This is a genomic window from Microbacterium sp. HA-8 (genome assembly GCF_046111165.1).
Lineage (GTDB): Bacteria > Actinomycetota > Actinomycetes > Actinomycetales > Microbacteriaceae > Microbacterium.
Genome location: NZ_CP162025.1, coordinates 622,524 through 647,226, shown reverse-complemented (window position 1 = coordinate 647,226; position 24,703 = coordinate 622,524). Strand labels below are relative to the sequence as shown.

At 68.9% G+C, this 24,703-nt stretch carries 21 protein-coding genes; 12 read left to right on the top strand and 9 right to left on the bottom strand.

Features of this window, described 5'->3' with window-relative positions; all coding sequences use genetic code 11:
• Positions 1-87 precede the first annotated feature (87 nt).
• Together AB2L57_RS03085 and AB2L57_RS03080 are read left to right on the top strand one after the other, a co-directional pair.
• Entirely contained in the window at positions 88-1,098 is a 1,011-nt protein-coding gene (locus AB2L57_RS03085) for a glycoside hydrolase family 6 protein (RefSeq protein ID WP_409048044.1), read from the top strand.
• 130 nt (positions 1,099-1,228) lie between these two features.
• Positions 1,229-2,347: a response regulator gene (locus tag AB2L57_RS03080; RefSeq protein WP_409048043.1), complete on the top strand. Its 1,119-nt coding sequence runs from the start codon at positions 1,229-1,231 to the stop codon at positions 2,345-2,347.
• 3 nt (positions 2,348-2,350) lie between these two features.
• On the opposite strand, the gene AB2L57_RS03075 is transcribed toward AB2L57_RS03080, so the two are convergent.
• From AB2L57_RS03075 to truA, 4 genes are all read right to left on the bottom strand, one after another.
• Positions 2,351-3,865 carry a glycosyltransferase family 2 protein gene (locus AB2L57_RS03075; RefSeq protein WP_409048042.1) on the bottom strand — a complete coding sequence of 505 codons (1,515 nt, stop codon included), beginning with the start codon at positions 3,863-3,865 and terminating at the stop codon, positions 2,351-2,353.
• A 106-nt stretch (positions 3,866-3,971) separates the two neighbouring features.
• A complete protein-coding gene (locus tag AB2L57_RS03070; RefSeq protein ID WP_409048668.1) occupies positions 3,972-4,538 on the bottom strand; it encodes a hypothetical protein in 567 nt (188 codons plus the stop codon).
• Between the two features lie 164 nt (positions 4,539-4,702).
• Positions 4,703-5,677, bottom strand: coding sequence for an acyltransferase family protein (locus AB2L57_RS03065; RefSeq protein ID WP_409048041.1), 975 nt, complete (start codon positions 5,675-5,677; stop codon positions 4,703-4,705).
• A gap of 45 nt (positions 5,678-5,722) precedes the next feature.
• Positions 5,723-6,583: a tRNA pseudouridine(38-40) synthase TruA gene (truA, locus tag AB2L57_RS03060; protein WP_409048040.1), complete on the bottom strand. Its 861-nt coding sequence runs from the start codon at positions 6,581-6,583 to the stop codon at positions 5,723-5,725.
• A gap of 116 nt (positions 6,584-6,699) precedes the next feature.
• Between truA and AB2L57_RS03055 the strand changes: the two genes are divergently transcribed.
• Complete coding sequence (locus tag AB2L57_RS03055) at positions 6,700-7,344, top strand: low molecular weight phosphatase family protein (RefSeq protein ID WP_409048039.1); 645 nt, start codon at positions 6,700-6,702, stop codon at positions 7,342-7,344.
• Positions 7,345-7,560: 216 nt separating this feature from the next.
• Positions 7,561-8,781, top strand: coding sequence for a hypothetical protein (locus tag AB2L57_RS03050; RefSeq protein WP_409048038.1), 1,221 nt, complete (start codon positions 7,561-7,563; stop codon positions 8,779-8,781).
• Between the two features lie 16 nt (positions 8,782-8,797).
• On the opposite strand, the gene AB2L57_RS03045 is transcribed toward AB2L57_RS03050, so the two are convergent.
• Together AB2L57_RS03045 and AB2L57_RS03040 are read right to left on the bottom strand one after the other, a co-directional pair.
• A complete protein-coding gene (locus tag AB2L57_RS03045; protein WP_292814243.1) occupies positions 8,798-9,004 on the bottom strand; it encodes a hypothetical protein in 207 nt (68 codons plus the stop codon).
• Positions 9,005-9,054: 50 nt separating this feature from the next.
• Positions 9,055-10,845, bottom strand: a complete 1,791-nt coding sequence (locus tag AB2L57_RS03040; RefSeq protein ID WP_409048037.1) for a DUF4012 domain-containing protein — start codon at positions 10,843-10,845, stop codon at positions 9,055-9,057.
• Positions 10,846-11,180: 335 nt separating this feature from the next.
• Here AB2L57_RS03040 and AB2L57_RS03035 point away from each other — a divergent pair, with 335 nt between their 5' ends.
• Positions 11,181-12,707: a DUF4038 domain-containing protein gene (locus tag AB2L57_RS03035; RefSeq protein ID WP_409048667.1), complete on the top strand. Its 1,527-nt coding sequence runs from the start codon at positions 11,181-11,183 to the stop codon at positions 12,705-12,707.
• 43 nt (positions 12,708-12,750) lie between these two features.
• On the opposite strand, the gene AB2L57_RS03030 is transcribed toward AB2L57_RS03035, so the two are convergent.
• Genes AB2L57_RS03030 through AB2L57_RS03020 form a run of 3 tightly spaced genes read right to left on the bottom strand, consistent with a single transcriptional unit; the run spans position 12,751 to position 16,129 of the window.
• On the bottom strand, positions 12,751-13,866 hold the full coding sequence (locus AB2L57_RS03030) for a glycosyltransferase (protein WP_409048036.1): 1,116 nt from the start codon (positions 13,864-13,866) through the stop codon (positions 12,751-12,753).
• A complete protein-coding gene (locus AB2L57_RS03025) occupies positions 13,866-14,948 on the bottom strand; it encodes a hypothetical protein (RefSeq protein WP_292814253.1) in 1,083 nt (360 codons plus the stop codon). The genes AB2L57_RS03030 and AB2L57_RS03025 overlap by 1 nt, the downstream gene beginning before the upstream one ends.
• The gene (locus tag AB2L57_RS03020; protein ID WP_409048035.1) at positions 14,945-16,129 is read right to left on the bottom strand and encodes a glycosyltransferase family 4 protein; all 1,185 of its coding nucleotides are present in this window, start codon (positions 16,127-16,129) and stop codon (positions 14,945-14,947) included. Before AB2L57_RS03020 ends, AB2L57_RS03025 begins: the two co-directional genes overlap by 4 nt.
• A 146-nt stretch (positions 16,130-16,275) precedes the next feature.
• Here AB2L57_RS03020 and AB2L57_RS03015 point away from each other — a divergent pair, with 146 nt between their 5' ends.
• The 7 genes from AB2L57_RS03015 (at position 16,276) to AB2L57_RS02985 (ending at position 24,657) form a co-directional block, all read left to right on the top strand.
• Complete coding sequence (locus AB2L57_RS03015; RefSeq protein ID WP_409046856.1) at positions 16,276-17,487, top strand: integrase; 1,212 nt, start codon at positions 16,276-16,278, stop codon at positions 17,485-17,487.
• A gap of 152 nt (positions 17,488-17,639) precedes the next feature.
• Positions 17,640-19,325, top strand: a complete 1,686-nt coding sequence (locus tag AB2L57_RS03010) for a polysaccharide biosynthesis tyrosine autokinase (RefSeq protein WP_409048034.1) — start codon at positions 17,640-17,642, stop codon at positions 19,323-19,325.
• Positions 19,326-19,374: 49 nt separating this feature from the next.
• Positions 19,375-20,853, top strand: a complete 1,479-nt coding sequence (locus AB2L57_RS03005; protein WP_409048033.1) for a sugar transferase — start codon at positions 19,375-19,377, stop codon at positions 20,851-20,853.
• 87 nt (positions 20,854-20,940) lie between these two features.
• On the top strand, positions 20,941-21,762 hold the full coding sequence (locus AB2L57_RS03000) for a sugar phosphate nucleotidyltransferase (RefSeq protein WP_409048032.1): 822 nt from the start codon (positions 20,941-20,943) through the stop codon (positions 21,760-21,762).
• A 2-nt stretch (positions 21,763-21,764) separates the two neighbouring features.
• Complete coding sequence (locus AB2L57_RS02995) at positions 21,765-22,790, top strand: NAD(P)-dependent oxidoreductase (protein WP_292814975.1); 1,026 nt, start codon at positions 21,765-21,767, stop codon at positions 22,788-22,790.
• Positions 22,787-23,359 carry a dTDP-4-dehydrorhamnose 3,5-epimerase family protein gene (locus tag AB2L57_RS02990; protein ID WP_409048031.1) on the top strand — a complete coding sequence of 191 codons (573 nt, stop codon included), beginning with the start codon at positions 22,787-22,789 and terminating at the stop codon, positions 23,357-23,359. The genes AB2L57_RS02995 and AB2L57_RS02990 overlap by 4 nt, the downstream gene beginning before the upstream one ends.
• Complete coding sequence (locus AB2L57_RS02985) at positions 23,356-24,657, top strand: NAD(P)H-dependent oxidoreductase (RefSeq protein ID WP_409048030.1); 1,302 nt, start codon at positions 23,356-23,358, stop codon at positions 24,655-24,657. The genes AB2L57_RS02990 and AB2L57_RS02985 overlap by 4 nt, the downstream gene beginning before the upstream one ends.
• Positions 24,658-24,703: the final 46 nt, after the last annotated feature.

The window sequence follows — 24,703 nt, the reverse complement described above, 5'->3', positions numbered from 1 at the left end:
GCATCTCGAGGGGGCCGCTCTTCTCTTCGGCTCCACGACGGCCGGCGCGGTCCTGAGAATCGCGGCGGATCACCTAGATTCTTATGTGTGACCACCGCGCCCCCACGACAGACGCGATCCCGACGGCGCGGCCTCATGCCCGCGCTGCTGATCGCCGCCGGCATCGTCGCTCTCGGCGTCGCGGTCGTCTTCGGTGTCCGCTTCGTACAGTCGGTGCTGGCACCTCACCCCTCGCCGGGCATCCCGCTCACGGTCGTGGCCGAGAGCAAGGCGGCTGAGGCTGCCGGCTCGGCGACCGCCGGCAGCGAGGAGGCCGCGGCCGCGGGCTTCCTCGCCGCTCAGCCGACGGCTGTGTGGCTCACGCCGGAGCAGGAGCCGATCGGTACGGTCGGCGCGCGTATCGCCGAGCTGGCCGCGCAGAGCCGCATACAGGAGAGCACCCTCGCCATCGTCGTCTACGGACTTCCCGAGCGCGATTGCGGCAACTACTCCGCCGGCGGCCTCGCGCCCGCCGACTACGAGACCTGGACGACGGAGATCGGCGACGCGCTGCGCGCCGCGGACGACGTCCGGGCGATCGTCATCGTCGAGCCGGACTCCCTCGCGCTCGCCCCCGAGTGCGGAAACGTCTCGGAGCGCGTCATCCAGCTCGGCGCCGCCGTCGAGGATCTCTCCGCACCGTCGACATGGCTCTATGTCGACGGTGGGCACTCGAACTGGCTGCCGGCCGCGCAGATGGCCGATCTCATCCGGCAGGTCGATGATGGGTCGCGCATCCGCGGATTCGCGACGAATACGTCCAACTACAACGATCTCGTCGCCGAGTTCGCCTATGCGCACGAATTGTCCGCCCTGCTCGACGGTTTGCACGCGGTCGTCGACAGCGGGCGCAGCGGTGCCGGCTCGGACGGCCAGTGGTGCAATCCCGCGGGTCGCCTCATCGGTGATGACCCCGGGACTCTGGGCGATGACGTCGTCGACGTCAACCTCTGGATCAAACCCCCAGGGGAGAGCGACGGCCCCTGCAACGGCGGCCCGGCGGCGGGTGCATGGTGGCCCCACGCTGCGATCGAGCTGACGAGGGAGCGCATCGGATGAGGGGCGGGACGTCGGCGTCACCCCGCCGTCGCGGTGTGGCACAATTCCCCCAGGGCGCCTCCCCGCCTGCCGCCGCCCTACCCCGCCCCGCACACCCCACGACGCCCCCTGACGGGTGAGGAGCTCACCGATGCCCGATTCCCCCGAATCGCTCAAGACCGCGGTGATCGTCGAGGACGACCCCGATGTGCGTCATCTCCTGGTCGCCGTGTTCGAGTCCGCGGGGTTCTCAACCGTCTCCGCGGGCAACGGGATCGACGGCGTGCGTGCGGTGCTGGCCTACCAGCCCATGATCACCACGCTCGATGTCAGCATGCCCGGCATCGACGGCATCGAGGCCGCCCGCCGAATCCGGTCCGGCCAGAGCGACACCTACATCATCATGGTCACGGCGATGGGCGAGGAGTCCGACGTCGTGCTGGGGCTGAGCGCCGGCGCCGACGAATACATCACCAAGCCGTTCCGACCGCGGGAGTTCCGCGCGCGGCTCGACGCATACCTTCGCCGGCCCCGCACACCGCAGGCGCCCGCGCCGCGTCCACGCGAAAACGTCGGCCCGTCCTTCCCCGGTGCCCGCCCCGCGACGGGAATGATCCCCACGGTGCCCCAGGGTGGCGGTTACCCTCCGCAGGGTTATCCCCCGCCCGGCCAGTCCTACCCTCCTCCGCAGCCTCACCAGGCTCAGTCTCCGGCGGCCTATCCGCCGCCCCAGGGCTACGCGGTGCCGCCGCAGCAGCATCCCGGGTACGCACCACCCGCTCAGGCCACGCCACCCGAGTGGCAGGTCGTGCCGCCCTCCGATCCGGCCGCTGAGGAGTCCGCGGCGCGATCGAGCGCCGCCGAGGACGCCTACGACGAGGCGATCATCGCCGAGATCGACCAGCCGGGATCGGACATCGCCCGGGTGGACCCGCACGCCGGGTGGCTCACGCACCGAGACCTTCGCGTGGATCCGGAGGGACGCGGCGCCGTGATCGGCGACGAGGAGCTGGATCTGACGCGCACCGAGTTCGAACTGCTCGCGACGCTGATGTCGTCGCAGCGCCGCATCCGCAGCAAGGCAGACCTGACTCTGGTGCTCCGGGGCGAGTCCTACGTCACGTCGTACTTCGTCGGCGAGGCCGACAAGCAGGCCATCGAGGCCCACATGACGAATCTGCGCCGCAAGCTCGGCGACACCAACCCGCAGAATCCTCGCTACATCGAGTCCGTGCGCGGAGTCGGCTGGCGCCTGACGGCTGAAGCCTGACTCTCAGACCTTGAAGCCGTGCTGGCGGCGCACCAGCTTGGAGAACATCAGCAGCGTCTGCAGCACGGTGACGACACCGACGATGGGCCACCCGATCCAGAGGATCGTGGACTGGACCGTCGTCGAGAGCAGGTTCCAGATCACGACGAGGGCGACGACGACGGCCACACCGATGATGAGGGGCGTCCAGTGCCCGAGCCCCGCCCCGCGCTCGGCCTTCGCCTGCATCGCCCAGTTGTCGACCTTCTTGCGCGAGAGGAAGCGGGTCCACGCGCGCAGGAAGTGCGCGATGCGTATCCACATGTAGGTCTCGGCGGGGAGGATCAGCAGGGCGAAGAGCACGTCCTTGTGATCGCGGTTCTTCATCGTCAGCGCCATGCGCAGGTTCAGGGCGACCGCCATGGCGATCGGCACGAGCCACAACGGCGAGAAGATGAAGGCGTTGATCGACAGCGATGCCGCGAGGAGCGTCAGGAACGCCACGCGCACGAAGAGGTTCGTCAGCATTCCGAAGTTCTCGAGCCAGCGCAGGCGCAGGTTCGGGTGGAAGGGCTGTCCCTTCGTGTCGCCGCGCTGCCCGGGCCACATCAGCTCGATGGCACCGTAGGTCCACTTCACCTGCTGCGCGTCGAGCGCACGCAGGGTCGTCATGCCGCCGACATCCGCCCGCGCGAACGGGCTGATCTTGGTCAGGTAGCCGGCGCTCTTGATCTGCAGCGACAGCAGCGAGTCTTCGACCTCAGAGTCCTTGACCCACGGCGTCGACTGGTGGTTCTCGCGCATCACGTCGCGCAGCGCCTGCGTCGAGAAGATCGAGAACTGCCCGCCGAGCACCGCCATGTTGCGGCCCCGCAGCAGGTTCTGCAGGTTGAACGCGGCGAACTGCGAGCGCTGACCCGTGATCAGGAAGGACGCGATGCCCTTGAAGGGCTTGTCATCGATCGAGTAGATCGCCGAGATGCCGCCGATGCGGGTGTCGTTCATGATCTCGGTCTCAAGGTACTCGACGGCCTTGGCGTCGGCCACGGTGTCTCCGTCGACGCCCAGCAGGTAGTCGTACCCCTCGACGAGGGTGAAGCCGTAGTTGAGCGCTCCGACCTTCTTGTCGGGGTTCTTTCCGATGTCGTGCACGAACACCTCGGTGAACTGCTCGCCGAGTTCGGTCACGATCTCGTGCGGGCCCGCATGACGGGAGGCGATCTTCACGGTCGCGTCGGAGGTGTTGTTGACGACGACATGGATGACGTCGGGCACCCGGGTCTGCGCGAGGAGGGCGAGGATGACGTCCTCGATCGACTCCTCCTCGTTGTAGGCGGGGATGATGCAGCCGATCGTCGAGCGCGCGGTGCTGGCGACATCGAGCACCGCCTGGAAGTCGTCGGGGAACGCGTGCGAGGTGTCGACGGGAGCGGGCTCCTCGAAGCGCTCCACGGCGCGGCTCGCGGTGCGGGTGGGTGTGGCAGTCGGGGACATGCGGAAGACCTCGTTCGTCTGGGGCACGGTGTGGTCGCTGGGCATGATCAGTGTGGTCCTTCCACGTCAACGCGACGGTCGGTATTCACCGAATCCGAGCGCAGGATTGCCTCAATTTCCCGAAGAACTGCAGTGGATGCCGGGGCCATGACTACTCCGTCGCCGCCGAGGGGGCGATCGCGATCGTCATCGTGTCGGACGCGCTCTGTTTGGCGTACTCGGTCGAAGTCGGCGTCGTCTGCACGAGGAAGTCGTACGTGAACTGCAGCGTGACGAGCGTCGCCTCCGCGGGCACGGCCCCGATGTTGAACGTCTGCGAGTAGCTGTACGGATCGAGCACGAGGTAGCCCGGGGCGACGGTCGACTGATCGACCTGCGCGGGCAGCGCGTCGAAGGTCTGCGAGACGGTGCCGGGGATCGCGATCATCGACGCCTTCTGGAGATAGACCTTCTGGCCGTCGTCGGGCACGATCGTCGTCATCATCGAGACGCTGACGGGCTTGAGCGCCCCCGCCGTCCATCGGTCCATCATCAGCGTCGACCAGTAATCGATCGTCGCGGTGACCGCGCCTGCGGTCAGCACGCGCTCCGTCGACCCCGCCGACAGATCGTTCGGGATCGGCGCCGCGACGGTGGCGGTCGGTGTCGGTGTCGTTGCTCCGGTGGGCTCAGTCCACGGAGGGGGCGAGTCGCATCCCGCCAGCGTCACAGCCAACACAAATGCCGACGACGCGAACGCCAGACGACGGCGTAGTCCCAAGTCCCTCTCCCACCCCGGTCCCCACGACCCCAGCCAGCGCCCTCATTCTGGCACAGTCCGCATCCCGCGCAGCGCATGTGTCGCCGCGATGTGCCCGCGGGAGATCGGCGAAGGGCTCTCGACTACGCGGATGCGCGCACGCGTGCCGTACCCGCGGGCCATACGAAGAGCCATCCGATCGGAGCCCACCGCTGCCTGAGCAGGCAGAGTGCGCTCGCGCAGATCACCGCGACGACCACGCCCGCGGCCCACACCACCCAGGGCTCCGACCATCCCCAGGTATCGACGAGAAGGACATCGAGCGCCCAGATCAGGGTGTAGTGCGTCACGTAGTAGACGACGGAGTTGCGCCCGACGAACTCGAGCGCGGCGCTCCGCCGGCCCGATCCCACCCGCGGGAGCATGAGGGCGAGGGCGGCGATCAGTGCGAGCACGCCCCACGCGTATCCCGCCTCGTAGCGAGTGGGGTGTCCTGCCACCGAGATCCCCGCCACGACGACGCCCGCCGCGAGACCCGTGGCGATCGCCATCGCGCGCGTGCGGGGTGAGCCGCGCGTCACGATGCCCGACGATGACCACCACCAGCCGAAGGCGAAGAAGGTGAACAGGAAGAAGAACCGGGAGATGCGGTAGTCCTCGGGCGCGAAGGCCGACGCCGCAAGCGAGAGCACGGCCACCGGAAGCAACGGGATCCGAAGCCGGGCGATCACCCAGGCTGCGACGTAGTAGGCGAAGAGGAACCACAGGTACCACAGGTAGGTCGGCGGAAAAAGAAGGACGTTGGGCACGAGCACGATCGTGAGAGTGCCGGTCCCCGCGAGGAAGATCACCGACCAGAGCAGATACGGCCACGCGATCGCGCGCGCCTTGCCGGCGAAATAGACCCCGGGCGCCTTCGCGAGCGACCGCGTCACCAGCATCCCCGAGAGGAACATCAGCAGCGGCATTCGAAACGGCGAGACGATGTCGTCGAACGCGACGAGCGCCACCGGTACCTCGAGGCCGAACAGCCCCGTCCATGTCATCGAGTGGTGGACGATGACCAGGATGATCGCGACCCCCCGCGCCTGGTCCATCCACGCAAAGCGTGCCCCCATGTGTGCAACTCTAGACCAACCCTTCCGTTTGGGAAGGGTTGGTTCTCATGACGGGATGCTGCCGTCTGCGTCGCGCCGGGCACGCGTCTGCGCCGCGCGCGCGGCGAGGAGATCGTCGGCCGGGTAGCCGACTTCGGCAAGTGTGAGCCCCCGCGCGGCCAGCACCGGGAACGCGCTCGAGCGGGTCGCCTCGTCGCGCAGCCGAGCGACGTCGGCGACGTCGAGCCGACCCTCGCCGACCGCGGCGCACGCGCCGACGAGCGCCCGCACCATGCTGTGGCAGAACGCGTCCGCGCGCACACGAGCCACGAGCGCGCCATCGGCGTCGCGCCACCATGCGAACTCCTGCAGGGTGCGGATCGTCGTCGCGCCCTCGCGCGGTCGGCAGTAGGCGGCGAAGTCGTGCAGCCCGATGAGGGTCGAGGCCGCGGCATCCATCGCCTCGACGTCGAGCGCGCCGCGCACGGTGGTCGTGCGGTGTCTCTCTAGAGGGTCGTACCCCGAGAGACGATCGGCGATGCGGTATTCGTAGCGGCGCCAGATCGCCGAGAATCGGGCATCGAACCCGGCGGGCGCGGGCTCCGCCGATGACACGGTCACGTCGGCGTAAGAGCCGAGGATTCCACGCATCCGGTGGGCGATCTGGCCCGGAGCGGCACCGGCACGGGGACGGGCCGCCTCCAGATCGGCGAGAACACCGTCGTCGATGTCGACGTGAGCGACCTGCCCGCGTGCGTGTACGCCCGCATCCGTGCGGCCGGCGACCACGAGCCTCGGTGCGGCGGCACTGCGCACCACCCGATGCAGCGCCTCCTCGAGCACCCCCTGCACGGTGCGGAGCGCGGTTTGACGTGCCCACCCGGCGAAGTGCGTCCCGTCGTAGGCGATGTCGAGGCGGATCCGCACACTCCCAGCCTAGTTCCGGCCTCGCTCGCCCCCGGGCGCCGGTATCCTCTGGACATGCCCCGCGCCCTCGGATGCTCTCTGGCCTGCGCCGTGCCGCATGGCGCGCAGCACACCGCATGATCCGCATCCTGTTCGTCTGCACCGGCAATATCTGTCGCTCGCCGATCGCCACGCACGTGCTGCGTTCGCGGCTCTCGGACGAACCGGGGGTCGAGATCGACAGCGCGGGCACCCATCCCCCGATCGGCCACCCGATGACCCCCGAAGCGCTCATCCTCGCGCGCGAGTTCGGCGCCCGCGGCAGCGATGCCGCCCATCACCACGCACGGCTCGTCATCCCGCCGACGGTCGAGTCGAGCGACCTCGTGCTCGGCATGAGCCGCCGGCACCGGCGAGCGGCCGTCGAACTTGCGCCCCGGCGTCTTCGAGCGACGTTCACGCTGCGAGAGTTCGCGCGGGTCGTCGATTCGCTTCCCGACACGTTTCTGGAGACAGCCGCGACGGGTGACACGCCACCCGAGAGATTTGCGAGTCTCGTGCGATTCGTCGCCCAGCAGCGCACAGCGGCACCCGCGCCCGGTGCGCCCGAGCACGACGACGTCGTGGACCCGTACGGCAAGGACGACGAAACCTACCGGCAGTGCGCGCTGCAGCTGATCCCGGCGCTCGATGCGGTCGAGCGAATCGTCCGCCGTGCACACGGCGGGGCCGCGCCCGTGACCGATGCCGGAGCGCCCCGGATGCGCCGACGCGATCGCTGATGCCGGCGGCGCGCCGAGCGGGGCTTGCTTCGACGACCGACTCTCCGGCAAGGTGAGGGTTGGTCATCGCGCCGCACGGGCACTTCCGGCGACGCGGTAGCGTGCCAGACTGGGGAATCGGCGCGCGGGGTTGGGAGGCCACGCGCGACCGCGGGGAACGATGGGGGATATCGTGCGTGCGCTCGAGAGTTCACGGATGCCGGAGCGAGATCGCTGATGGCAGCCAGACGCATCATCTACCTGGCGACGTTCCTCATGGTGCCCGCCCTGAGCGCGGTCACACCGCTGATCGCGATACCCGCCATCACCAGTACGGCGGGGGTGCGGGGCTGGGAAGCGTATGCGCTCGGACTCTCGATCGGATCCGCGGCGTGCGTCATCGTCGAACTCGGCTGGCCCCTGACCGGTCCGCAGCGCGTCGCCGCCGAAGCGCCCGGTCGACGCTGGGAGACCCTCGTGGCGTCGGTGCGCTCGCGTCTGCTCGTGCTCCTCGTGCTCGGCCCTCTCGCCGTCCTGGTGGCGGTGGCGCTCACGCGATTGACCGGTGCCTCGTACACGATCACGGCCGCTCTGATGGCCCTCGCGAGCGCGGCCACGGGCCTGTCGGGCAACTGGTACTTCACCGGGGTGGGTCGGCCGCTGCGGATCCTGTGGTCCGACGCGCTTCCCCGCGCCCTCGTGGTCACCGCGACGTCTCTCGCGGTCGTGGCCGGAGCTCCCCTTCAGGTGATTCCGGCGGGCTTCCTGATCGCCGTCCTGTTCAGCCCGGTTGCCAGCCTTCTTCTGGCGAGGCATGAGCGGGAGGGCAAGGTCAGACTGACGCTCCGCGACGACGTCAGAATCATGCGCGAGCAGTTCACTGCGATGAGCGGTCGCTCGGTGGCGGCCCTGTACGCCGCGTTGCCGATCACTCTCGTCGGCATCTTCGCACCCGCTGCGCTCGCGGCCTTCGCGGCCGCCGAGAGGCTGATGCGGATGGCGCTCACGGTGCTTCAGGCGGTACCCAACGCCCTGCAGAACTGGCTCGGCTCCGCTCCGACGCGCACCGAGACGCGCAGACGCGTGGGAACGGTGATCAAGCTCAACGTCGCTCTCGGGGTCGTCAGCGGAATCGGATTCGCCCTGCTCGCCCCGTGGGTCTCGACGATCCTGTTCACCGGCGCGGTCACGATCGATCCCCTGCTCGCGGCGGCGGCGGGCGGCGTGATGGCGCTGGTCTGCCTCACGCGTGCGCTCGGCCCTCTGGGGCTCGTGCGGTACGGGCGCGTGCACATGGTCACGGTCTCGGCGATCGTCGCGGCGGCGGTGGGGGTCCCGGCGATCTGCGTGTTCGCGGTGCTCTGGGGGGCGGTCGGCGCGACGATCGGTGAGATCGTCGCCGAGGCGACCGCCGCGACGGTGCAGTCCGCCGCGCTCGCTCGTGCGATGCGGCGATAGCCGCGGGCTTCCGGGGTCAGGTCTCGACGGTGGGGGCGCCCGCCGGGCCGGACTCCGCCGCGCGGCTCGTGCTCACCCGGGATCCCGCCGACGCGGCGACGGACCCGAGAATCCTCGCGTCCTCATCCCCGCGGCGCACGACGCGACCGATCACGAGGGCGACGCCCACGGAAAGCGCCAGCCACCCGAGCACGATGACGAGGATCAGCATCGCGACGTCCATGCGCACCGTCCTCGAGATCCAGCGGACCCGGATGGATCAGCGACGCAATATTATCCACCCAACCTGCAGGATTCCGACAAGGCGCCCACGGATTCGTCGACGGTCGGCTCCACGGCGGGCGTCGAATCGACATCCGGGACGTCGGCGGATGTGAGCGGGGAGGTGAAGACGACCGTCCGTGAGGCCTCTTCGCCGGGCGCCAGATCGACCACCCACGCCACGCGCGAGCGGCGGTCCTCTCCCACGATGACGGCATCGGGCTCGGGTCCCTCCGTGCTGCGCACGCTGCCGCCCGGCGGCCCGATGGCGATGATCTGCGTGGAGATGACCCCCTCGGGCACGTTCTGCCCACCCCCCGTGATGTACCACGGCAGACTCGGCACCACGCCCGGATCGACGGCATTCACGAGGCCGACACGCACCTGATCCAGCCGGGTGTCTTCGCACGCCGTCCAGACCACTGAGGCCTCGGGCTCCAGGTAGAAGTCCATCTTGGCGCTGGTGCGATCGTTCAGGTACACGCCCAGCGCCGCCGCTCCGGGCTCCCCGTCGCCGACCGTCGTGAGCCGATCGAGGGCGGACTGCACCGACGGGTCCGCGCTCCACACCAGAACGCGCCCTTCCCCGGCCGCGCGGGCGACTGCTCCCAGAACGTCGAGCGGATCGAGGCCGCCGCCGAGGACGGCATCGAAGACCCGCTCGGCGACATCCGCGAAGAAGGCGTCCTGATCGCGCGGATCAGGGTGCCGCAGATACACCTCGTTCATCAGGAGGGCGGGCGCGTTCTCCGCATCCAGGATCTCGCCCGAGGCGAGGGACACGGGCCCGATCGCGTCGAGCAGATACGCCAGCGCGACGACATCCACGGCCAGCACGCCGTCCGGAGTGAACCCGTGGTGCAATCGCGTCAAGGCGCTGGCGAACAAGGCGGCTCTGCCAAAGTCCTCGGTGGCCGTCGTGTCCTGGATCAGGCGCGCCGGTCGGTTGCCGTAGAGCGCGAGCTCCGTCTCGGTGAGCGCGAGAACCGGCTGCGCAGGCGCGGGCGAGAAGTCGCGCGTGGAATAGATCTCACCGCGTTCCACGGCGCCCCCCTCGGCGCGGAAGACAGCGGCCGCACCGGGCAGGCCCCCCGACGAGCGCAGCTCGGCCGGGGTCAGGAACATCGCGAGGTACTGACGCTCGCCGGCACCCCCCAGGACCGATGACGCCGCACCCGCCAGGTCTGCGGCGGGTGCGAGCGCCCTCGCCGCCGCGGCGGCGAGTCGGGTGAGCCGCGCCGCGGCATCCGTCGTGGCGGGGAGCACCCCCGCCGGCGCGTCCGCCTCGAGAGCCTCGAGACGGACGAGCGATCCTTCCGCGGTCTCTGCGGCCATCGACACTCGGCCGGCGAGGCGGTCGACGGCGCCGAGGTCCACTCCCTCGGCCGTCGTGAGGCCCGCGCGCTCGACGTCGACGGCCTCGAGGAGGGGCAGTGCCGTGTCGCTCAGAAGGGTGTCGGACTCCTCCGCCACGACGCGCAGGGTACGCAGATTCGCCCCGACCCCCGGGATCGCCTCCGCGGCACGCCAGATCGGGTCGTCGGCTGCGCTCGCGGCGCGGCCGGCGTCTGCCGCCAGGGACGGCAGACGCGGCACCAGTGCGCCGAGCGCTGACCAGGAGATGTCGTCGTCACCCTCGGCGAGCCCGGTGTCGGTCGACGGACCCTCCGACGGGGTCTTCTCGTCGGTGACCGCGGAGACCTCCGCGTCGATCGTCTGCAGCGCCGACGCTGCGACGATCGCGCGCACGCCCACCCAGGCGACCGCCGCGACGAAGACGATCGCAACGCCGGCGCCCAGCATCCACAGCGCGCGCCTTCGCCTCGGCGCAGGAAGGCCTGATCGATCCGTCCCGCTCGCTGAATCCGCTCCGCGCATGGCTCCCCAGATGCTCGTCGACGCGCCCCCACGCCCGGCGCGCGACGCCCCCCAGAGCGTCGCGGCCTGTGGGAAATCTGCCGTACCGGCGTTTCCCTCGTGTGAACTCACTGTAACGCTTCGGAAGAGTCTGGCGAGCGATGCGGCGGCGCGCCTACGATGGTCTGTGGCGGCCCTTCTTTGGGAGGAAGGACCGCCCCGAGAATCTGGGGGGATGCTTCGTGGTGTCTGGGGGAAATTGGAGCGGCTCCGTGCCGCCGATGCCGGGCGGTCAGCCCGCTGCCGAACGAGTCGAGCCGGTGATCGATCCGGCGCGAGCCGCCCGCCCCGCGCGGCGCGGCGTGAGCCGCAGAGAGGTGATCCGCTGGGGCCTGATCGGTGTCGGCGGTCTCGCTGTCGGCGGGCTGGGCGGCTTCGCGATCGGCCGTTCCACGGCGCCGTCCGCCGACGCACCCCACCCCATCGCCGACGCCCCCACCGCGGCACCGCTGGCGGCGGCCGCATTCCCCATCTCGCTGAGCGCCGACGCCCGCGGCTTCGTGGACGCGGAAGGCAGCCCGTTCTTCTATCTCGCCGACACCCCGTGGAACGCCATCAGCCGAATGACGCGGGAGTCGTTCACGACCCTCGCCACCGCCCGCCGCGACAGCGGCTTCACGGGACTGCAGATGTCGGTCCTCGACTTCGATCCGCGCGCCGAGAACGCCTACGGTCACGCGCCCTTCGCCGAGCGCGGCGCCCTCGATGATCCCCTGCTGGCCGAGGACGACGGCGACGACTACTGGAGCCACGTCGCGTGGTGCATCGACACCTGCGCCGAACTCGGGCTCGTCGCCTGTCTCGTCCCCTCGTGGTACGGCGGATGGGGCGACTCGTGGCGCGGCTACGTGACCGCCGACAACGCCGGCGCGTACGGGGCCTTCCTCGCCGACCGCTTCGGCGACCGGGCCAACGTGTGGTGGCTGCTCGGCGGCGACAACGACCCGAGCGACGAGGGCGACGCGACATCGGGCGTGCCGGGCGGCCTGAACCGCGGCCCGGTCATCGAAGAGACCATCGCGATGGGACGCGCGCTGCGCGAGGGGGCCGCCGTCACCCAGCTGATGTCGTATCACACGGCGAGACGCATGACTGTCGAGGAGTACTTCGGCGGCGAGGACTGGTACGACATCTCCGCCGCCTACAGCGGAGAGGACTCGGCGCCTTACGTGGCCGCCGAGTACGCCCGCCCGACGGTGCGTCCCGTCGTGCTGTGGGAGTCGTACTACGAGGCGCGCGACACCGAACCGATGCTGGATCGCAGGGCCGTGCGGGCGCAGGCCTACCACGCGCTCATGGCGGGCGCCGCGGGCATCGTCTACGGGCACGAGCTCGTCTACGCCGTCGCGGACGGCTGGGTCGAGGCCCTCGCCTCCGAGTCATCCGGTGACATGGGTGTCCTCTCCGCGATCATCGCCGACGAAGCGTCCGAGCCCCTCGTGCCGGTCTCCGACGCCGCGGGCACGAGTGCCCTGCTTCCGGATGGCTACGGAACGCCCGGCACGACATCTTCGGTCGGTGCGGTGACACTCAGCGACGGACGCGGCGCGCTCGTCTACGTCAACGAACCGCGGTCACAGATCACCGTCGACACCACGGCCCTGCACCCGACGGCCTCGTTCGGCATCCGTTGGATCAACCCGGCGACGGGCGAGGAGTTCTTCGTCGCGGACGATCGCACAGGAGACGACGTCTCGGTCGGGTGGCCCTCGACATGGAGCGACGCCGTCCTGGTCATCCGCCGCTGACGTCGAGGGATGCGCAGGCCCACGGCGGCCTCATCCCTCGGTATCAGGCCGAGGCGAGCGCCGTACGGTCTCCACCGGCGAGCCGCGCGTAGACCGCGAGGGATGCTGTGCCCAGGTCGGCATCCGAGAGTCGGGCACGCTGCACTTCGAGGGCCGTCGCGCGCATGCGCTCGCGCGCCGACGCGTCGTCGACGAGCGCACCGACGGCGGAGATCAGAGCGGGCACGTCATCGCAGAGCACGCCGGTCTGCCCGTGCAGGACGACGTCCCGGTTTCCGACGATGTCGGTGGCGACGGTCGGCAGACCCATCGCCTGGGCCTCCATCAGCGAGATCGGCATCCCCTCCCAGCGAGTGGGAAAGAGGAAGATGTCGGAGCTGGCGAGCTGGGCGATGACGTCCGGGTGCGCCAGCCAGCCCGTCACCCGCACGGGGGCGTCGCCGATCCAGCGCTCGCGCTCCTCCGCGCTGCCATCCCCGATCCACACGAACTCGGCCCGATCGCCGAGCGCACGGGCCACGTCCGCAAAGCGATCGGGAGCTTTCTGCTCCATCAGCCGACCCGACGCCACGACGACCGGCCGGTCCGGATCACCGCCCGTCGATGCGGGCAGGTGGTCGACGGGAATGCCGTTGCGGAGCACCTCGCAGCGGTCGCCACCCAGGCGTGCCCGCGCGACCTCGGCCTCGGAGTCCGAGACCAGCACGATCCCATCGCACCGCGCCTTGAGCGCCCGCTCGACACCCAGCGCCACACGGTTGGACAGCGCCGAGGACTGACCACGCAGGAACGCCCATCCGTGCGGAGAGTAGACGATGGTGCGCGCGCGGCGGCGCAGGGCGGGTGAGATCCTCCCCGCCATCCCCGCGAACGTCGAGTGCAGGTGCAGCACGTCGGCGCCCTCACGGGTGACGCCGACGAGAGCCCGGCGCAGATCGGGCACCGTCGCCATCCGCCCCCGATAGGAGACCTCGACGCGCCGCACCCCCGCCGAAAAGCGCGATTCGAGCTCGGCTCGGGCGGGCACCGTCTGCTTGCGGGGGTACACCACCACGACCTCGTGACCGAGCTCGGCCTGCTTGTTCGCCAGGGCCGCGACGGCCGCGAGCACCCCGCCGACCAGAGTCTCCGTGGCGTGGACGATCCTCATCGACGGCATCACAGCTCGCCTCGCCAGCGCCGGGTCGTCGTCGCGAACAGGGCGAGGAACAACGGCAGCTGCGGCGTGATGTGTCGCAGATACGAGCCGTAGTCCGGCTCGAACGCCGTCTGCACCATCAAGAACGCGAGCAGGAAGGCCAGGGGCAACATGCCTTCGCTGCGGCCGCCCACGACGAAGCGGGCGCGCAGGATCACGAGCGTCCAGCAGACTGCCATGAAGACCCCGGCCAGGAGCTGGACGACATCGCCCGAGAGGACCATCCAGACCGGGAACGCCATGGACAGCATCATCAGGATCGCGTTCAGCCACTGAACCGGCAGCGCCGTGCCCGGCAGGATGTCATCCAGCTGGGTGGACCTGTCGTAGTCGAGCGTGTTGTTGATGTCGGTGCGGTAGAAGGTCAGCGGTGCCCCGAGCACGAGGTTGAACACGAGCACCATCACGGCGAATCCCACGAGGATGATCGGGATCAGCATCCATGCGGACTTCAATCGCGGAAGCAAGAACCGGAACGCGAGATACAGCGCGACGACGAGGAACCAGTACTGCCGCACGTACTGCGCATACAGCAGCGCGATGGCGATCCACGCGACCTCGAACTTCCACGAGCGTCGCGCCAGCAGCATCAGCATCGCGAGCGGGATGACGAAGAACTCCTTGGAGTACTGCGAGAGGTAGACGCCGCCGAGGAGCAGGGAGCCCGCCATCAGGCCGATCGCGGCGAACGACATCCGCGGGATGCGCGTCCATCCCGTCGCCATGAGCACCGCCGCCGCGAAGACGAGGTAGGCGAGGATCGGGAACACCTCGGGGATCGACCCCAGACCCGTCACCTGGTACAGCCACCCGGTGGTGCCGTAGGAGCTGGGCCCGTCGGACTGCAGCTCGCCCGAGATGAAGCGCTTGATGATGTGCTCGTCGAGGAAGAGCCTCGCCGGGAGCATCGCGTGGCTGCGCCAGGCGATGAACGCGCCGGCCGCCAGAGCGACACAGACCATCCAGTACTTGACCGCGTCGAGCGGAGCGCCACTGCGGATGTCGCGATGCGAGCGCCGCGTGCGCTCGAGCAGAAGGGTCACGATGCGACCGCCGCACGCCGGTCATCGCCGGCGGCGCCGTCACCCGGTTGGGCCAGGCCCGCAGCCGCGTGCACGACTTCCGTCAGCTCGTCGGCGCGCGCCGCCCAGTCGTAGCGTGCCGCGCCGGCCAGGCCGCGTTCGGCGAGGGCCGCCCGCGCATCGGCGTCGGCGTGCAGACGCGCCACCGCGCCCGCGAGCGCCGGAGCATCGCCGGCGTCGATCAGCACCGACCCGCCGATGTCCTCGGCGAGCTCTGTCTGGCCAGGAACGCGGGTCACGACCGTCGGTGTGCCCGCGGCGGCCGACTCGATGATCTTGAACGGCGAGACCCCCGTCGCGCTCGCGGCGATGTCGTGGCGTGTCGCGAGCGAGATCTCGGCCCGCGCGGCGGCGGCGGCCACCTCGGGCTTGGTGCGACGGCCGAGATAGGTGAGCCGGGGATCGCCGCACGCGCGGACCGCGTCGGCCATCTGCCCGTCTCCGATGACGCGCAGACCGAGGTCCTCGGGCCACTGGGGGTCGGCGAGGGCGTCGAGGATCGTGTCGATACCCTGCCACCGCGCCATGTTTCCGAAGAACAGGGCATGTGCCGGACCCGCGGTCTCCCGCGCAGCCTTCGCACGCTCCTGCTCGAACAACGCCACGTCCGCGCCGTTCGGGATCACCGTCACATCCGTCCGGCCATCCGGCCGCAGCGTGCCCACCCATTCGGCGAGGCCCTCGCTGGGCGTGACCACCTGCGTGGCCTCGCGGATCGAGGACAGGGCGAGATCGGTCAGCCAGCGCGCTCTGCGCGTCCAGGGGTTCGAGTCGTACATGTCGTCGAGGTTGCCCTGGACGAACAGCACGAACGGGCGTCCACGCTTGGTCCATCGCCCGCTGATGAGCGCGATGAACGGGCTCCACCGCGCGAGGAGGACGCCCCGTGCGGGCGCCAGACGAGCCCTCGCCACGACCGAGGCGATACGCCACATCTTGCGGGCAGGCCGCGGCAGCCACGTCGGCCGGTCCTCCCACTGCGTGATGACGCTCGGGCGGAACCGTGCGTCATTCAAGCGCTGCAGAGTTCCCCGCACGTGCGCTCCGGCGGCCGTCGAATCCGACGTGAGCTCCACCCAGACCAGCGTCAGCGGAATCTCACCCTCTTCGACTCCGCCCTGGATCGTCCCCAACGATCGCATGGCTCATCCCCCATCATGAGTTGCGTAGCGCCCATGCTAGCGGCGCGGACCCCCTCCGCCGCAACGGGCCGACGAGACTCAGCTAAAAGGTCCGGGAAGGGCTGCGCGTGCCTCACGTAGGAATGTCCGCGTAGTTCCCTGGGGTGATGAGCAGGGAGTTGTCGATGGCGGCGCGCCGTGAGATCACGAAGAAGTTCGCCCGCGAGTATGCGAAAGCAGGCAAGGAAGAGAAGGGCCGGCTGCTGGACGAGCTTGTGCACGCGACAGGCTGGACGCGTGATCACGCGCGCCGCGCGATCCGTGCCGCGAACGCACGCAAAGGTGCCGCGCGCGATCAGCAGCGTAAGCCGCGTGAGCGGAAGTACTCCTACGATGCGCTCGTGGTGCTGCAAGAAGTCTGGCGGCTGTCCGGGCAGCCGTCGGGAAAGTACTTCGCGGCGATCATGGACGACACCCTCGAACGCCTCGTCCGCTTCCGTGAGCTCGGCAAGGTCGAGCAGCGGGTCACACCGGAGGTGCTGGACGAGTTGCGATCGATGAGCGCCGCGACGATCGACCGGTACCTGAAACCGCACAAGGACGCCGCCTACCCGGTCGCGGTCTCGGGCACGAAGCCGTCCCACATCCTGCGCTCTTCGATCCCGACGCGCACCAGCATGGACGCCCCGCTGACCGTCCCGGGGTTCCTGGAGCTGGACACCGTCGCGCACTGCGGCCACTCCCTCAAAGGCGAGTTCCTGCGCACCCTGACCGGCACCGACCCGGTCGCGGGGTGGACGATGCTGCGCACGATCCGCAACAACGCCTACGTGCACGTGCACGGCGCCCTGGAATGGATGGTGAAGAACGCGCCCGTCCCGGTCGCCGGGCTCGACTTCGACAACGGATCCGAGTTCATGAACTGGGGCGTGATCGCCTGGGCGGACAAGAAGGAGATCCCCGTCACCCGGGGGCGTCCCTACAAGCACAACGACAACGCGCACGTCGAGCAACGCAACGGCGACTGGGTCCGCAAACACGCGTTCCGCTACCGCTACGAGACCGAGGCGGAGATGACCCTGCTCAACGAGCTCTGGGATTTCGTGATGGCCCGCAAGAACCATCTGCTGCCCTGCGTGAAAGCGATCGACTGGACCCACACCGCAGCCGGCCGGAAGAAGCGCGTCTACGACAAGCCACGTACCCCCTACCAGCGGTTGCTCGACGCCGGTGTGCTCGACGAGAAGACCCGCGCCCGACTGGAGCGCGAGCATGCGAAGCTGAACCCGGCACGGATCACCCGACGGATCAACCAGATCCAGCAACAACTCATCGAACTCGCCGCCGCCCGCACCCAGGGCACCCGCCCCGCCGCCTGAGCTACGCGGACATTTCACGTGAGGCAAGCATCACTCACTCCCGGACATCTTGACGTGAGGCAAGACGCGGGCGGACTGTAAACCCTGGGTTACGGACAGGAACATTTCTGCCCCCGGGGTGGTGGGCACGGCGTGGATCGCGATATACATAGGTGCACCGGCGATCGAATCGCACGCAGCGCCGACGGGGAATTGGGGCCCCGTCCGCAGATCGTCCGGGCGCACATCACATCAACGTTTCTGGGGGAAACAACGTGGGGACTCGGGATTACGCGCGGATCTTCCGCCGTTCTTGGCTACTGATCGTCTTGGCGACCGTCTTGGGCGCGCTGGGTGCATGGGCCGTGACGGCCACCACCGCGCCGACCTATTCGGCCACCAGCGCCGCGTTCGTCGCGAGCGAGACCGGCGGCTCGCTGAACGAACTGACGCAGGGCAACGCGTTCACCGAGCGCCGCGTGAACACCTACGCCAACCTCCTGACCGAGCCGATCGTCACCGAGCCCGTCATCGACGCGTTCGATCTCGACATGAGCACGGGTGCCTTCGCGGGCAAGATCTCCGTCTCCATTCCCGTGCAGACGACGATGCTCGAGGTCACGGTCACCGATTCCTCGCCCAGCGTCGCCGCGAGCATCGCCAACGCCCTGATCACGAGCCTCGCCGAGGTCGTCGCAGAGATCGAGACCACGGCCGTCACCGGCGCGCAGGTCACCCTCGACGCGAATGGCAACCCCGTTCTGGATGCCGCGGGCAACCCGGTCACCTCCGAGCCGACGCCTCCCGTCAAGATCACGCAGGTGCGCTTCGCCGATGCGCCGACGACCCCGGTCAGCCCCAACCTGATGCTCAACCTGGCGATCGGTTTCGCCGCGGGTCTCGCGCTCGGTGTGCTCGCCGCGATCCTCCGCGACCTCATCGACACGCGCATCCGGTCCGTGGAAGATGTCGAGGCCGTCACGAGCGCGCCGATCGTCGGGGCGATCCCGCAGAGCCCGAAGAGCCGCGGGGGGGCGCTGATCGCAGAAGACGACCCCGGCAGCCCGACCGCCGAGTCCTTCCGCATCCTGCGCACCAACCTCCAGTTCCTCGACATCGACGGCCCCGCGACCTTCGTCATCACCTCGCCCAGCAGCGGCGAGGGCAAGTCCACCGTGTCGACCAACCTCGCCACCTCCATCGCCGCCAACGGCGTGCGCGTCCTCATCGTCGAGGCCGACCTGCGTCGCCCGGGCGTGCACCGCAACTTCGGACTCGAGGGGGGCGCGGGCCTCACCGACATCCTCATCGGGCGCGCCGAGCTCGCCGACGTCGTGCAGTCGTGGCGGTCACCGAACCTCAGCATCCTGGCCGCCGGCCGGATCCCGCCGAACCCGAGCGAACTTCTCGGCTCGCAGCAGATGCGCGAGCTGATGGTGCAGCTTCAGGAGCGGTACGACGTGGTCCTCTACGACACTCCGCCGGTGCTGCCGGTCCCGGACGCCGCGATCCTTTCACGCAATGTGGGCGGCGTGCTGCTCGTCACGGCGAACGACCGCACTCGTCGCGACGAGATCCGCAGTGCGATCTCCTCGCTTCAGCGTGTGAACGCGCGCATCGCCGGCATCGTCGTCAACCGCCTTTCGGGCCGGGGTTCCACGTCGTACCTGGCCGAGGCCTATCACTCCTACGAGGCGCCGGCAGAAGACGGCGATACGGGCAAGTTCGACGAGTTCCTGCGCGCGCCGGGGGGCGCGGCGACGGAGGCCGCCGATGAAGTGGGCGACCGCACCGCGCAGCCCACGCGAAAGCGCGGCTCGAGCCGCCGCGGATACCGGGGCAGCGACACGCAGCCCTGACCCGCTCGGCGGGTGCACTGACTACTGGGGAAATCGATCTGGGGAGATCATGGTCACCGAATCGCTGTCACATTCGGCCGTACGCACGGCCGTGCCGATGGACTGGCACGCGACATATCAACGCACACTCTGGGTGTCCGACGCGATCATCGTCGCCGGCGTCGTGTTCCTGACGCAGTTCGTCTGGTTCACGCTCACGGGCGAGCCCGTGACACGACCGGTCGACAACGTCGAGCCGATCACGTACACGTGGCTGTCGGTGGCGCTCGTCGTCGCCTGGCTCGCCGCCCTGTCGATCTCGGGGTCGCGCAGCCCGCGCACGGTGGGTATCGGAACAGGCGAGTATCGCAAGGTCATCGCCTCGGCGCTGTACCTTTTTGCGGTCCTGGCGATCGTGTCGTATCTGACGACGACGGATGTCTCGCGTGGCTACCTCCTGCTGAGTTTCCCGGTGGGGATGGCGCTCCTGCTGATCAGCCGCGCGCTCTGGCGTCGTCGTCTGTGGGCCGCGCGCCGCTCGGGAGAGGCGATGTCCCGAGTCCTCGTCATCGGCGATGACGAGGAGAGCGCACGCATCGTGCGCGAGCTCGACAGCATGCCCGAGGCGGGCTACCGCGTCGTCGGTGTGAGCGGACCCGGCAGCCGGTCCGACTTCATGTCGGCGGGCATCGAGGTGCCCTTCCTCGGTCCCGTCGAGGACGTCGACCGGATGCTGCGGATGACCGGCGCCGACACCGTCATCGTCGCCAGCGACGCGGCCCTTCCCGTCGAGCGGGTGCGCGAGATCAGCTGGCAGCTCGAGTCGGGACGCCAGCATCTGATCATGGTGCCGAGCCTGACCGACATCGGCGGCCCGCGCATCCACACCCGGCCCGTCGCCGGCCTGCCTCTCGTGCATGTCGAGACACCGCGCTACACCGGCCGTCAGCGGGTTCTCAAGCGGTCCTTCGACATCCTCGGTTCCGGTGCGCTGCTGCTGATCCTGGCGCCCCTCTTCGCCGTGCTGGCCCTTCTGGTGAAGACCTCCAGCGCCGGGCCTGTCTTCTACACGCAGGAGCGCATCGGGAAAGAGGGGCAGCCCTTCCAGATGATCAAGTTCCGCTCCATGATCACCGGCGCCGACGACATGCTTCAGCAGCTCCTCGCTGCCCAGGGCACCGCAGATCAGCCACTGCACAAGATCGACAACGACCCGCGCATCACCAAGATCGGTCGCATCCTGCGCAAGTACTCGCTCGACGAGTTCCCGCAGCTGATCAACGTCTTCAAGGGCGACATGAGCCTCGTGGGGCCCCGGCCGCAGCGCGAGAGCGAGGTCGCGTTCTACGATTCCTCCGCCGAGCGCCGGCTCATCGTCAAGCCCGGGATGAGCGGCCTCTGGCAGGTCAGCGGGCGTTCCGCGCTGTCGTGGGACGAGGCTCTTCGTCTCGATCTGTATTACGTGGAGAACTGGTCGCTCCTGGGAGACATCAGCATCCTCTTCCGCACGTTCAAGGCCGTGCTCGCTCCCGGCGAGACCGCGCACTGAGCACCGACTTTCCGAGACAACTGAACACTCATAAACAAGGTCGTCGCCTGGGGGCTCCGACCACCTTCAGAGAGGAACACCGTCGTCATGTCCGACGTCAGTACCGTCGTGCCCGATAAGGCCGACATCCCCGTCGTGATCCTGTGCGGGGGCATGGGCACACGCATCCGCGAAGCCAGCGAGAAGCTGCCCAAGCCGCTCATCGAGATCGGCGGCAAGCCGATCCTCTGGCACATCATGAAGATCTACGCGGCCAACGGCTTCCGCCGCTTCGTGCTGCCGCTGGGCTACAAGGGTGACCAGATCCGCGACTTCTTCCTCACCTACGGTGACCAGGGCCGCGATGTCACTGTCAACCTCGCCAGCGGAGGCTCGCCCCAGTGGTACGGGGATCCTCAGACCGAGGATTGGGAGGTCACGCTCGTCGAGACCGGCATCGAGACCGGCACCGGCGCGCGGATCAAGCGCGTTGCGGAGTACCTCGATCAGCCCTACTTCCTGCAGACCTACGGCGATGGGATCGGCAACGTCGACATCGGCGCGCTCTACACCCAGCACGTGGCGAGCGGTCTGGTCTCGACCGTGACGGGTGTGCACCCGACGAGCCGGTTCGGTGAGATGCACGTCTCGGGCGAACGCGTCACCGAGTTCAACGAGAAGCCGACCATGGCCGATGGCTGGGTTTCGGGCGGCTTCTTCGCGCACAAGCGCGAGATGGTCGACCGCTACCTCGACGACGACCCCGACCTGCTCCTGGAGAAGAAGCCGATGCAGACGCTTGCCAGCGACGGCGAGCTCGGCGTGTTCACGCACGAGGGCTTCTGGATGGGCATGGACACCTTCCGGGACTGGACCGAGCTGAACGGCCTCTGGGACTCCGGCGACGCGGCATGGAAGGTGTGGGCCTGATCATGAAGGTTCTCGTCACTGGCACCGAGGGATACCTCGGCTCCGTGCTCGCGCCCGAACTCCTGCGCGACGGGCACGATCTCGTCGCGGTGGACACGGGCTTCTACAAGGCCGGCTGGCTGTACAACGGCGTCGACGCGACCCCGAAGACGCTCGCGAAGGACATCCGAGAGGTGGATGAGGCAGACCTCGAGGGTGTCGAGGCGATCGTGCACATGGCGGAGCTCTCGAACGACCCGCTCGGGCAGTTCAATCCCGGACTCACCAGGGCGATCAACCACGAGGGCTCTGTGCGACTCGCGACGCTCGCGAAGAACGCCGGGGTGTCGCGTTTCATCTACATGTCCTCCTGCAGCGTCTACGGCGTGGCCGATGGCGTGGTGGATGAGTCCTCCCCCGTCGACCCTCAGACGATCTACGCGGAGTGCAAGGCGATGGTCGAGCGCGATGTCCTCCCGATGGCGGATGACTCGTTCTCCCCCACCTTCCTGCGCAACGCCACGGCGTTCGGAGCGTCGCCGCGCATGCGGTTCGACATCGTCCTGAACAACCTCGCCGGGTTGGCCTGGACGACGAAGAAGATCGTGATGACCAGCGACGGCACCCCGTGGCGTCCGCTCGTGCACGCGCTCGACATCGCCAAGGCGATCCGCATGTCGCTGAACGCCCCGCGCGAATCCGTGCACGGCGAGATCTTCAATGTGGGCTCGGACGAGCAGAACTACCAGGTGCGCGAGATCGCCGAGGTCATCGGTGATGTCTTCCCCGGCTGCGAGGTCTCGTTCGGTCCCGCGGGCGGCGACAATCGCAGCTACAAGGTCAACTTCGACCGGATCCGCGAGGTGCTGCCCGGGTACGAGTGCGACTGGAACGCACGCAAGGGTGCGGAGCAGCTGCTCGCCATCTTCCAGTCGATCGACCTGGACGAAGCATCCTTCACGGGGCGCGGGTTCACGCGCCTCAAGCAGCTGGAGTACCTGATCCGCACGGGCCAGGTCGACGAGAACCTCTTCTGGAGGCAGCCGTGATCTTCCGAACCACTCCCATCGAGGGCGTCGCGATCATCGACCTCGAGGAGCGCGGCGATGACCGTGGCTTCTTCGCCCGATCCTTCGACCGCGCGGAGTTCGTCGCGGCGGGCCTGGACCCGCACATCGAGCAGGCGAACATCTCGTACAACTACCGCGCCGGCACTCTGCGCGGCATGCACTTCCAGATCTCGCCGAGTCCCGAGACCAAGCTGATCCGCTGCACGCGGGGCGCGATCGTCGACACGATCGTCGATATGCGCTGGGGCTCCCCCACCCGCTTGCAGCACGTCTCTGTCGAACTCAGTGCCGACAACAGGCGCGCACTGTACGTGCCGGCTTACTTCGCGCACGGCTACCAGACGCTCGTCGACGACACCGAGGTCACCTACATGGTCTCGGGCGGGTACGCACCGACCGCCGAGCGCGGCCTGCGACACGACGACCCGGCCCTGGGTCTGACCTGGCCTCTGCCCGTCGCCGACATCTCGGCCAAGGATGCGTCCTGGCCGCTGATCTCGGAGTGGACCGACGAACAGTTCGCCGCGGTGACGGGCGGCACCCCGTGATCCTCATCGACAAAGCTCTGCAGGCGCGCGAGAACGAGGGCCGCCCGATCGGGGTGGCGCTCGTCGGCGCCGGTTTCATGGGTCGTGGACTGATCAATCAGATCGTCAACAGCGTGCCCGGCATGCGTGTGGCGGTCGTCGTCAATCGCACCCTCGAGAAGGCCGAGAAGGCGCTGGTGGATGCGGGTGTCACCGACGTGCGCGTCGTACACGACGCCGCGGGAGTCGACGCGGCGGTCGCGGCGGGTGCCGTGGCGATCACCACGGACCATCGCGCGGCCGTGGGCGCAGCATCCGTCGACGCCCTCGTCGAGGCGACGGGCGCCGTGGAGTACGGCTGCCACGTGGTCGTGGACGCGATCGCAGCCGGCAAGGACATCGTGCTGATGAACGCCGAGGTGGACGGCACCGTCGGGCCGATCCTGAGCAAGCGCGCGAAGGCTGCCGGCGTCATCCTGACCGGATGCGACGGAGACCAGCCGGGCGTGGAGATGAACCTCGTGCGCTTCGTGCGGGGGCTCGGGCTGACGCCACTCGTGTGCGGCAATATCAAGGGGCTTCAGGACGAGTACCGCACGCCCACGACGCAGGCGGGGTTCGCGGCGAAGTGGGGTCAGGATCCCTACATGGTCACGAGCTTCGCGGACGGCACCAAGGTCTCGTTCGAGCAGGCGATCGTCGCCAATGCCACGGGAATGACCGTCGAGAAGCGTGGGATGCGCGGAGCGGACCACGCGGGACACGTCGACGAGCTCACCTCGACGTTCGACGTCGACGAGCTGAAGCGGCTGGGCGGCGTGGTGGACTACGTCGTGGGCGCCAAGCCCGGTCCCGGCGTGTATGTGCTCGCAACCCACGACGACCCGAAACAGCGGCACTATCTCAACCTGTACAAGCTGGGAGAGGGGCCGCTCTACAGCTTCTACACGCCGTATCACCTCTGTCACTTCGAGGTGCCCAACACGGTGGCGCGCGCGGTGATCTTCCGCGACGCGGCGCTCGAGCCGCTCGGCGCTCCGACCGTCGAGGTCATCGCCGTCGCCAAGGCCGACCTGCCCGCGGGCACCGTCATCGACGGCTTGGGTGGTTACCACACCTATGGCGTGGCCGAGAGGGCCGATACGACGGCGTCCGAGGCTCTGCTGCCCATCGGCGTCGCCGAGGGCGCGCGCACCGTGCGCGACATCGCCAAAGACGAGGTGCTGACCTACGCCGACGTCGAGCTGCCCGAGGGGCGGCTGGTCGACCGGTTGCGCACCGAACAGGCCGCGGAACTGCCCGTGCTGCAGCGCGTATAGAACGTCGGGCGGGTGCTTGGGGACCGCTTGCGGATGACCCGCCCGA